Raw genomic sequence first — 9,177 nt, forward strand, 5'->3', positions numbered from 1 at the left:
GGAGGAGCGGGCGCTGGCCGCGTCGGTCCGGCTGGACTGGCTGGGCTGGCCGGACCTCGGGTTGACGGTGGGCCCGGGCCCCGTCCGGCCTTGGATGTCTGACTGTCACTTCGAATCGTGCGGTTCTCGGGAGGACGGAGGATGGCAGGCCCGCCGGGAGGGCTGTTGAGCAGGCACGACCCGTCGTGCGCCTCGCCCCTGCGGCGTCCAGGAGCCGGCGGCTCCGAAACCTGCTCACCCAACCCGACGTGACCGTGCAGGTCGGCGCCGAACCGACCCACCTGTGGGAGACGACGACCGGTATCTGGCCCCTCTACGCCGGCTGGCAAAGGCGGATCCCGAACGTCATCGTCGAGCGCCCGCCGACGCCGCCTCCGGCCTGACCAAGAGCGAACTCATCCTCGAACGGGCAGCCGACGCCGATGAGGGACGCTGGACACTCCGAGCCCGCCTTGGACGCAACCCGAACCGCAATGCCGGGCGCTCCGGCGGGCTCCTTCCCCGGAACTCTCGCAACCGCGGCTGCCAGGCTCCCGACCGGACGCGGGACGATCGACGGCACCCGGCAGGCTGAGCGGACGCGGCACGAGCGTGCCCCGCCGACCGGCTGAACACCGGCGGGAGTGTTTCTGCATGTGGTTCCGCCTGTTCGGCAGCGGCCGCGCACGGTGTGATTGACCCAGCAAGCCTCCCGGTGGCCGGTCAAGCCCGGCTCGTCGACGGCATGTCGGCGTACCGGCCCGAGGTGTTGAGCGCGGCGGTGCTGCCGCTGATCAGCCCTGCCGACGTCGCCCCGCATCCGCGGGATCGCCGCACGAGGCAACGTCAACCACACAGGAAATGAGTGGATTACATCGTTGCTGCTGGTCGACTGGCTTCAGCGCGCCGTCGAAGCACCATTGCCGACAACATACAAGCTCTGGTTCGCCCTGCTGGCAGGGGTGTTCGCCCTGGCCGGAGCAGCACTCGCTGTCATCAGCTCCAGAAGCAATCGTTCCGGCCGCACCAAGGCGTTGATCGTAGCCGTCTGCCTGTTCCTGCTGGCCTTCGTCTGCCTGGCCAGCCGCTACCACGCCTTGAGCTGATTGAGATCATCACTGGCGGGAGAGCTGTACGGAGAGAGCCCCCGGTCCCCTCACAGGGCCGTTCTTGAAACGGCCGGACATGGATTGACGAGTTCCCGTCTGATCATCACGATCAGGCGGGATCTTGTCGTTTCAGGGTGTCCTGTCGCAGCGAAAACTGAGCATTGTCATCGAAGGTTGATGACGACTACGGTGTCTCACCGAAGGTTGAGTGACTGCGGGGGATTGATGTCCGTTGCACCTCCCCGGCAGGGCGTTCGAGGTCTGGTATGTCGTCGCCGCAGAGGGCCGGGCATCGTGCGGTGTCTCGTTAGATGAGGCGGGTTGCGGTGCCCGAGTTGGATTCACAGGTTGGCGGGAGCCGTAATTACGCGGAGCAGCGCTCGCCGACCGGGTCTGGAGGCGTGATCGAGAAGCGATCGTATGCGTTGACCGCGACCATGGTGGCGAGCTGGCTCGTGGTTGTGACTGGACGGTATCTGCTGTGGCTGGAGTACTACGATCGGATCATCGAGCAGTTGATCCTTGGGATCGCGTTCGTCGTGGCCGTGCTTTCCACGTTGTGGTGGGCGCAGAGACTCGTACGCCGACATGGGGACATCCGCGGGTACGTCGCGGCCGGTGCAGCGGTCGTCCTGTGTGCCGCCGTTGTGCTGCTGCCCTGGAACGGAATCTTCGGGCGTACGTGGTTCGCGGTCCATCACGGCAAGTTCACCGCGCTGGCCCAGCTGGCCAAGGACAGGAAGCTGTCGGCGGACATGCCTTCGGGTGGCTGGGTGCATCTGCCTGATGAGTTCGATGTCCTGCATTTTGATCATCCCAATACTCAGGATGTGCCGATCGAGCTTTATCCCGGACGTGTTCTCATGATGGGCCTGTCGAACGAGGAAGTGTCGGAGAACATGTTCCTCTACATCTATGACCGGCCTGACGCTGCGCGGGTAAGTCCCTGTGATCTCACCAAGACCACATTCGACGATTACTACTGGTGCAGCCGGCTGAGTGACGGCTGGTGGTGGCTGGCGCGCAAGGCGAACTATCCGGACGTGGACGAATAGGCGCGCGAGGCTGAGCGGGGCCGGTGCCCCAGGGGCGTGATGCCTCCGTGTCGTAGTCAGCGGAGACACCTTCTCACCGACAGGGAGACCTGAACGACTGCGTTCGAAACCGTCCGAACCCAAGGTGACGTACCGCAAGTCAGCGCGTGTCCCTCCCGCCAACTTCACTCGGAAGGGATACCCGAATTCCAGGAGAGACGGTGAGGGAACAGGCGGGTGCGTACGGCGATCCCGTGCTCAGCGCCTTCGACTTGGACTTCTTCGATGGCGAGCGGCGGCTGCGGACCCGGTTAGGCGACGGCTGGAGTATCCGGTTCGAGCACGTGCCGCCGGTGCGGGAGTTCCGTTGGACCAAGGGCGGCCGGGGCTTCGCCGGCTGGTACTGGTCAGCAACTACCGGCGACCATGTCGGTTACGAATCCTGGCTGGAGCGGGACCGGCTGATCCTGCTGGACTTCGATCCGCAGGTGGTAGGGATCACCTCGCAGCCGTTCTGGCTGCACTGGCGGGACGGCGAGGCTCGCCGTCACGCGCCCGACTACTTCGTACGATTGGCGGACGGCCGCGCGAGGGTGATCGATGTCCGCGCGGCGGACCAGGTGAACGAGCGAACCGCAGAGGCGTTCGCGGCACGGCCGAGACCGTGGCAGCACGCCTTCACCTGCCCGGGTGACGTCCAAGCAACTACCCGATTTACGGCGGCGTCGGCTTGGATGATGTGGATAGTGGTGTGGTCCGCCCGTACGGCCGGCGGGGAGGCTGCGTGGTCGGTTGCGCCTGCCGGTCGGCCGGGCGGAGTTGCCGGCGGCGGGGTGCACGACTCCCAGACGGCCCGGGCGGCCGAGCCCGTTGGCGCGGCGGCCTGCGGGAACGACGCGGGCAAGAAGCTCAAGGCGCAGAAGCGGCACTTCGTGGTGGACACCCTCGGGCTGCCGCTGCGCGCGATCGTCAACGCCGCGTCGGTGCAGGACCGCGATGGCGCGCACCCGCTCCTGGCGCTGCTGCGCGAGAAGCTCTCCACCATCGGCCTGGTCCGGGCCGACGGCGGCTACGCCGGACGGCTGGCCACCTGGGCGGATCCGCTGTCCCCGCCTGGTGCGCACCTACCCGAACATCATGAAGCTGCGACCTGGTGGGCCGCCGTGCACCAGATGACCCGCCGCCTGACGCGCGTTGCCCGGCTCGCTGCCCCTGGGTGCAGGAGCGCTCCCGCTACTGCCGGTCTTGTCAGGCTTCGACCGGCGTGGCAAGGTCCTGCAGCTCTTGTCCACTCATCCCTGCCGTGCCTGGAAAAATCGATCAGCCCTCTACAGCCCCATGCCCGCCAACACTCACGCCTTTGTCAGCAGACCGTTAGGGGCAGCCAGGCTGACCGGGGCCGCTTCCTGTAATGACGACGTGCCGGTAAAGGCATGAACGAGCGCATAGGGCTCGTCGAAGGCGTGGCGTATGCGGTCATGGTAGGCGTCGTGTCCGGCTCGCCAGGGGCGGTGTCCCAGTTGCAGCATTCCGAATCAGCTTCTCAACGTCCTGTCCGCTCAGCGGAGCTCCCATCGCGCCCCGAGCCGCGGTCTCGTAGGCGTCAGCGAAGTCTCGCGGACGCCAGTGGCACCAGCGTCTCTTGACCTGGCCAGGCACTGCGTAGCACCACGTCCGCAAGCTCGACGCCGACGTCGAGTCGGCGGGCGACGACCAGCTCGATCGTGTCTGTCACGATCACCGTCGGGTCGTCCTCGGTGACGCGCTCGATGCCTCCCACCGCTGGCAGCACCACTGCCTCATCTGCACCGCCGACGACGCTCATATCAGGCTCGCGACGCACCAAACGGCCATTGACCTGCACCAGCTTCTCGGCCTGGCCCGTGCCGCCGATGATCGCAGCCGCCAGTGCCGCGGCGTAGACAGGATCGCCGACCGCGTCATAAACCCAGCGCATACCCAGCACCGAGTGCTCGGCAGTGCCCAGCAGCCACGCTTCGCCACCGGGCAATGGCGCCTCGCGGTAGGTGAGCGGCATCTGATGAACCGGGCCGTCGCCGACCCGGACCAGTATCGTCTCCATCCCGACCGCGCCGGCCGGGTCGTCGAACCGGAAGGAGGCCATCTGCCGCATCTCGCCGACCGGCCCGGTGTACCAGGGGCGTCCCGGCAACCAGTCGCTCAGCAGCTCAAGCTTCGTAGGCGAAAGCGTTGCCTGGTAGAGCAATGCCATGGGGTCATCGTAGCGTGATCGGAGAATTCGCAATCGGGAGAATGTCCGCCGCGACCGGTCCGTCGCTGGGGCAGTGTGCGGTTAGGGGGTGTCTGGCCGGGGCCCCAACCCCGGATACTCACCCAGTGCACGGACGCGGGGCGGCGCCAGGTCGGCGGCTCCGCCGGTGGCGTGCCGCTCGGCCATGTTCTCCAGCCAGGCCCGCGCCACTTCAAGGGCATCGGCCGGGGCGTCAGGAACGGCCAATAGGGCACCCTGCTTCGTCGGCCTGGCGCTCGTGGGCGTCGGCGGCGTGGTCGGTGGGCGGCGCGTCCAAGGGGGCTTCATCCCGGTGGTAGCCGCACGTCGTGCAGTGCTGGCCTCGCTCCTGAGCGAGCCGAGCCGGAACGTTCTCCGGGCCGCGGTCGCCGAATCCAGCCCTTTCCCGCAGGGCGCGTGGCTGACGCAACGGCTGACCCGGCTTCCCGAAGCCGATCGGCCCGCCGCCGGACTCGCGCTGCTGGCCGCCCGCAGCCCACACGACATCACCGAAACGGACGTCACCGCATGGCGCACCACGACCTCCGCCACCGATCTGGTGCACCTGCTCGGCTTCGGCGCCATCACCGCGGTGGAGCGGATCGAGGAGGCCGTCACCAGCCGAACACCGACTCGATGAGGACCAGCCGAACTGATCGCGACCTTCGCCCTCATCGGCCCTCCGGCGGCCGCGGGCGTGCAGCGGCCGGTGCGGTCACCAGGTCACGGGGAGTTCGTACACCCCGTACACCTGGCCGTCGTGCTTGAAGGGGATCTTCTCGAACTCGGTGGCCAGGGCCAGGGTGGGGACGCGCCTGTAGAGGGTGCCGTAGGCGACCTGCAGCTCCAGCCGGGCCAGGGGCTGGCCCAGGCACTGGTGGACGCCGAAGCCGAAGGCCACGTGCCGGCGGGCGTCGCGGCGCACGTCCAGTTCGTCCGGGGCGGGGAAGATCTCGGGGTCGCGGTTGCCGATGTCGTTGGCCACGATGATGCCCTCGCCCGCGCGGATGACCTGGCCGCCGATCTCGATGTCCTCCTTGGCCACCCGGCGGCGTCCGCCGTGGGTGATGTTCAGGTAGCGCAGCAGCTCCTCCACCGCGCCCGCGATCAGCGCGGGGTCGTCGCTCTCGCGCAGCAGGGCGAGCTGGCCGGGATGGCGCAGCAGCGCGAGGGTGCCGAGGGCGATCATGTTGGCGGTGGTCTCGTGGCCGGCCACGAGCAGCAGCACGCCCATCTGGGCGGCCTCCTGCCTGGTCAGCTCGCCCGCCGTGACCCGGGCGGCCACCTGGGACAGCAGGTCGTCGCCGGGGTGGACGAGCTTGTCGCCGACGAGCTCGTCCAGGTACTGCCGCAGACGCCCGCCCGCCGCCGTCCGGTCCTCGACCGACACGTCCCGCTTGACGATGATCTGACTGTTCTCCTGGAAGAAGCCGTGGTCGGCGTACGGGACGCCGAGCAGCTCGCAGATCACCAGCGACGGCACCGGCAGCGCGAACGCCTCCACCAGGTCCACCGGCCTCGGCCCGGCCAGCAGGTCGTCGATGAGGCGGTCGACGATGCGCTGGACGGCCGGGCGCATGGTCTCGACCCGCTTGACGGTGAACGCCCCTTGCACCATGCGGCGCAGCCGGTGGTGCTCGGGGTCGTCCATGAGGATGAAGCTGATCGCGCTGTCGGGCCGGTTGGGCGCCAGGATCGGCAGCGGGTAGCCGGGCCGGGTGACGTCGGAGCTGACCTGCGGATGGCTCAGCACCGCCTTCTGCTCGGCGTAGCCGGTGACCAGCCATACGGTGCCGCCGTCGCGCAGCCGTGCCCGGGTGAGCGGCGCGTCCTGCCGGAGCGCCTGCAGGGCCGGCGGCGGGTCGAACGGGCACGCCGCCGCTCTGACGCCGGGAAACTCGGGCAACGTGCCGGACATGTCCTGATCTGGGATCGCCGTCATGACGGTCTTCCTTCCGCTCGTCGGCCCCGGACGGCGCTCATCGACTCCCCGCCTGACGCACCAGCACGCTCCTTTGTCATGTCCAGTAACCGCCGCGCACCCCATTAAGTCAAGCGCCTGCTTTGACGGCCCCGAGGGACCGCAGGACCTGCGCCGCCGACTCGGTCGTGGAGCCGGCGCGCGCCACCCACCTGGTCGCCGTCCGCGTGACGTCCCGACGTCCGGCGCTTCAGCCGGCTTCCAGGACGAAGAACAGGAGGCCCAGGAACCTCGGCCCGGAGATCTCGCGGAACTCCTCGGGGAACAGCTCCCGGGCCTCCGGCGCGTACGGCGGTTCGCTGACGACGCCGATGCGGAAGCCCGCCGTGGTGAAGGCTTCGGTCATCGCGTGCAGCGGCCGGTCCCAGAAACTGAGCCGGCTGGTCTGCCCGCCCATGGTCCACTCCTCGACCCGGTTGCGCGTCCCGAAGTAGGCGGGGCTCTCCCCGGCCTTGTGCTGCATGAGGGTGATGGCCAAGGGGTGCTCGACCGAGACGAGCAGCCGGCCGCCGGGCCGCAGCACGCGTCGCAGCTCGGCCAGCGCCGGCCCCCAGTCCTCCAGGTAGTGCAGCACCAGCGACGCGATGACGTCGTCGAAGGTGTCGTCGGGGAAGGGCAGCGGGCAGGCCAGGTCGGCGACCCGCAGGTCGGCGTCGGCGCCCAGCCTCCGCCGGGCCACCTCCAGCATCCCGGCGCTCGCGTCGACCCCGGTCACGACGGCGCCCCGAGCGCGCAGCTCGGCGAACAGCGCGCCCGATCCGCAGCCGGCGTCGAGGACGCGCCGGCCGGTCACGTCACCGGCGAGCTCCAGCATCGCGGGCCGCTCGTAGTACGCGTTCATGAGGCTGGTCTCGTTCTCGGCCGCGTAACCTTCGGCGATCGCGTCGTAGGCGTTGCTCCCGGGCATCGTCGTCATAGGGGTCATTCTGGCCCCCGCGTCACGAGGTGCGGCCGGGCGCGCGCCAAGGCCCGGTCAGTCCTCCGCCTTGTCGAGGTCGAGCAGCAGGGCGGCCGCCCGGGTGAGCACCTGCGCCCGGGTGCGGCCGCCGTGGTCGGCGGCCAGGAAGTGTTCGCCGATCGCCACGCAGAAGGCGAGGAGGCTGCGGGCCTCGACCTCCTCGGGGTCGGCGCAGAAGCTGCCGATCATCTCGCGCAGCAGCGCCATGCGCCGGTTGTCCACCCGCCGCAGGCGTTCGGCGACCGCCTCGTCGCGCCTGGCCCAGTCGCGGACGGCGAGGTCGATGGGCAGCAGGCGGTCACCGGAGAAGGTGAGCACGCCGGCGCGCCTGATCTTGGTCCGCGGGTCGCCGCCCTCGCGCTCGACGCGCTCGATCACCTCGTCGGTGCTCTCCCGCTCCCAGGTGTCCAGCATCGCCTCCAGCAGCGCCTCCCGGTCGGCGAAGTAGCCGTAGAAGCCGCCCTTGGTGACGCCGAGCCGCTTGGCCAGCGCTTCCACGCGCACCGCGTCCGGGCCGCCGGCCGCCAGCGCCCGCAACCCCTCCTCGATCCATCCCTCCCGGGTCGTACGGACCGCGCCCACAGTGTGTGCCACCTCACTCCGACGATATGTATACGCCACCGTATAACCGTGGTTAACCTCAGTATATACGGCAGCGTATAGATAGGGAGGGATCATGAGGTTGGCGAACGCCGCCCATACCGGCCGCCCCTGGCGCATCCACGACATCGCCGAAGGTTTCGAGCTGGAGGACGTCTGGGCGATCCGCACCCCCGGCGCCGGACCGCACGACTTCCCCGCCGCGCTCGCCGCGATGCGCGATTCCAGCGGCGGCCCCCTGCCGCTGCGGGTGCTGCTCGCGGCGCGCTGGAAGCTGGGCGCCCTGTTCGGCTGGGACAGGGCGTCGGCGGGCGTCGGAAGGCGCGTCCCGTCGTTGTGCGAGCGCCTGCCCGCCGACCTGCGCCGCGCCCCGCGCGGCTCCGACGCCGGCCTGGCGCCCTTCTCCCCGGTCTACGCGCTGGACGACGAATGCGCGCTGGAGCTGGCGAACCGCACCGTCCACGCGGTGATGCACCTGGCGTGGGCGCCGGCCGCCGGCGGCGGGCACGAGCTCCGCATGGCCGTCCTCGTACGCCCCGACGGCCTGCTGGGACGTTGCTACATGGCCGCCATCACGCCGTTCCGCCGGACCCTCGTCCTGCCGGGCTTCGTCCGGCGGCTGGAGCGCGCCTGGCTGGAGCGCGAGGCGGGCGCCCTGGAGTCGGCCGTCGGGACGGACGGCATCCCGCCGTCCGTCCGCGCGCTGAGCTCCTTGCCCGTCATCGACTACGCCGACCACTTCGCCCTCACCACGAACGACCGCGACGGGGGGACGGCGGAGGAGTGGGCGCGGGCGATGTTCGGTGACGTGCCCAGCGCGGCGGAACGGCTGATCTGGCGGGGTCTCCTGGGGCTCCGGCTGGCCCGCGGCCGATCGCCCGCCACCGTGGCCGGATGGCGGATCACCGCACGTGGCGACGGCTGGATCCGGCTGGAGACCGCGTCCTGGTTCCTGACCGCCAACCTCGTCGTACGTGTGGCGGACGGGCGGGTGTCGCTGACCACCCTCCTGCGCTATGACCGAGGGCTCGGGCGCGTCGTGTGGCCGCCGCTGTCGGCGATCCATCGCCGGCTGGCTCCCGGGCTGCTCCGGGACGCCGCCGCGAGGATGGCCCGCGGCGGCGCCCGGTAGCGCCCGGTCAGGGCTGCCAGCGGCGCGCCCTGACCTGCGACGTCGGGTCAGCCGCGCCTGGCGGCCGGCCAGCCGTGCCCCCAGCCGCCCTGGACCATGGTCTGGAACGCCCACCCGTCCTCGGTGCGCACCA

The 9,177-nt window shown here is 69.9% G+C and carries 10 protein-coding genes; 6 read left to right on the plus strand and 4 right to left on the minus strand.

Features of this window, described 5'->3' with window-relative positions; genetic code table 11:
• The first annotated feature begins 248 nt into the window (after positions 1-248).
• From AB0J71_RS49085 to AB0J71_RS49100, 4 genes are all read left to right on the plus strand, one after another.
• Positions 249-383 (plus strand): hypothetical protein, encoded by a 135-nt coding sequence (locus AB0J71_RS49085; RefSeq protein ID WP_364421261.1) that lies wholly within the window; start codon positions 249-251, stop codon positions 381-383.
• Between the two features lie 474 nt (positions 384-857).
• A complete protein-coding gene (locus tag AB0J71_RS49090; RefSeq protein WP_364421263.1) occupies positions 858-1,085 on the plus strand; it encodes a hypothetical protein in 228 nt (75 codons plus the stop codon).
• Between the two features lie 404 nt (positions 1,086-1,489).
• Positions 1,490-2,143 (plus strand): hypothetical protein, encoded by a 654-nt coding sequence (locus AB0J71_RS49095; RefSeq protein WP_364421265.1) that lies wholly within the window; start codon positions 1,490-1,492, stop codon positions 2,141-2,143.
• 200 nt (positions 2,144-2,343) lie between these two features.
• Positions 2,344-3,534, plus strand: coding sequence for a TnsA-like heteromeric transposase endonuclease subunit (locus AB0J71_RS49100; protein WP_364421267.1), 1,191 nt, complete (start codon positions 2,344-2,346; stop codon positions 3,532-3,534).
• Positions 3,535-3,725: 191 nt separating this feature from the next.
• Here the strand turns inward: AB0J71_RS49100 and AB0J71_RS49105 are convergent, their stop codons facing one another.
• A complete protein-coding gene (locus AB0J71_RS49105; protein WP_364421269.1) occupies positions 3,726-4,355 on the minus strand; it encodes a hypothetical protein in 630 nt (209 codons plus the stop codon).
• A 277-nt stretch (positions 4,356-4,632) separates the two neighbouring features.
• Here AB0J71_RS49105 and AB0J71_RS49110 point away from each other — a divergent pair, with 277 nt between their 5' ends.
• Positions 4,633-5,013 (plus strand): hypothetical protein, encoded by a 381-nt coding sequence (locus AB0J71_RS49110; RefSeq protein WP_364421272.1) that lies wholly within the window; start codon positions 4,633-4,635, stop codon positions 5,011-5,013.
• A 75-nt stretch (positions 5,014-5,088) separates the two neighbouring features.
• On the opposite strand, the gene AB0J71_RS49115 is transcribed toward AB0J71_RS49110, so the two are convergent.
• The 3 genes from AB0J71_RS49115 to AB0J71_RS49125 all read right to left on the minus strand — a co-directional run bounded on the left by AB0J71_RS49115 (position 5,089) and on the right by AB0J71_RS49125 (position 7,906).
• The gene (locus AB0J71_RS49115) at positions 5,089-6,315 is read right to left on the minus strand and encodes a cytochrome P450 (protein WP_364421274.1); all 1,227 of its coding nucleotides are present in this window, start codon (positions 6,313-6,315) and stop codon (positions 5,089-5,091) included.
• A gap of 229 nt (positions 6,316-6,544) precedes the next feature.
• Positions 6,545-7,270 carry a class I SAM-dependent methyltransferase gene (locus tag AB0J71_RS49120; RefSeq protein ID WP_364421276.1) on the minus strand — a complete coding sequence of 242 codons (726 nt, stop codon included), beginning with the start codon at positions 7,268-7,270 and terminating at the stop codon, positions 6,545-6,547.
• 57 nt (positions 7,271-7,327) lie between these two features.
• Entirely contained in the window at positions 7,328-7,906 is a 579-nt protein-coding gene (locus AB0J71_RS49125) for a TetR/AcrR family transcriptional regulator (protein WP_364421278.1), read from the minus strand.
• A gap of 82 nt (positions 7,907-7,988) precedes the next feature.
• Here AB0J71_RS49125 and AB0J71_RS49130 point away from each other — a divergent pair, with 82 nt between their 5' ends.
• The gene (locus AB0J71_RS49130) at positions 7,989-9,044 is read left to right on the plus strand and encodes a DUF2867 domain-containing protein (protein ID WP_364421280.1); all 1,056 of its coding nucleotides are present in this window, start codon (positions 7,989-7,991) and stop codon (positions 9,042-9,044) included.
• Positions 9,045-9,177 lie beyond the last annotated feature (133 nt).

It is taken from the genome of Nonomuraea sp. NPDC049637 (assembly GCF_040675235.1).
Classification (GTDB): Bacteria; Actinomycetota; Actinomycetes; order Streptosporangiales; family Streptosporangiaceae; genus Nonomuraea.

Bases quoted from the DNA above. Each gene is read 5' to 3' on its own strand.
- AB0J71_RS49105 (WP_364421269.1), bottom strand. From the start codon at position 4,355: ATGGCATTGCTCTACCAGGCAACGCTTTCGCCTACGAAGCTTGAGCTG.
- AB0J71_RS49115 (WP_364421274.1), bottom strand. From the start codon at position 6,315: ATGACGGCGATCCCAGATCAGGACATGTCCGGCACGTTGCCCGAGTTT.
- AB0J71_RS49120 (WP_364421276.1), bottom strand. From the start codon at position 7,270: ATGACGACGATGCCCGGGAGCAACGCCTACGACGCGATCGCCGAAGGT.
- AB0J71_RS49130 (WP_364421280.1), top strand. From the start codon at position 7,989: ATGAGGTTGGCGAACGCCGCCCATACCGGCCGCCCCTGGCGCATCCAC.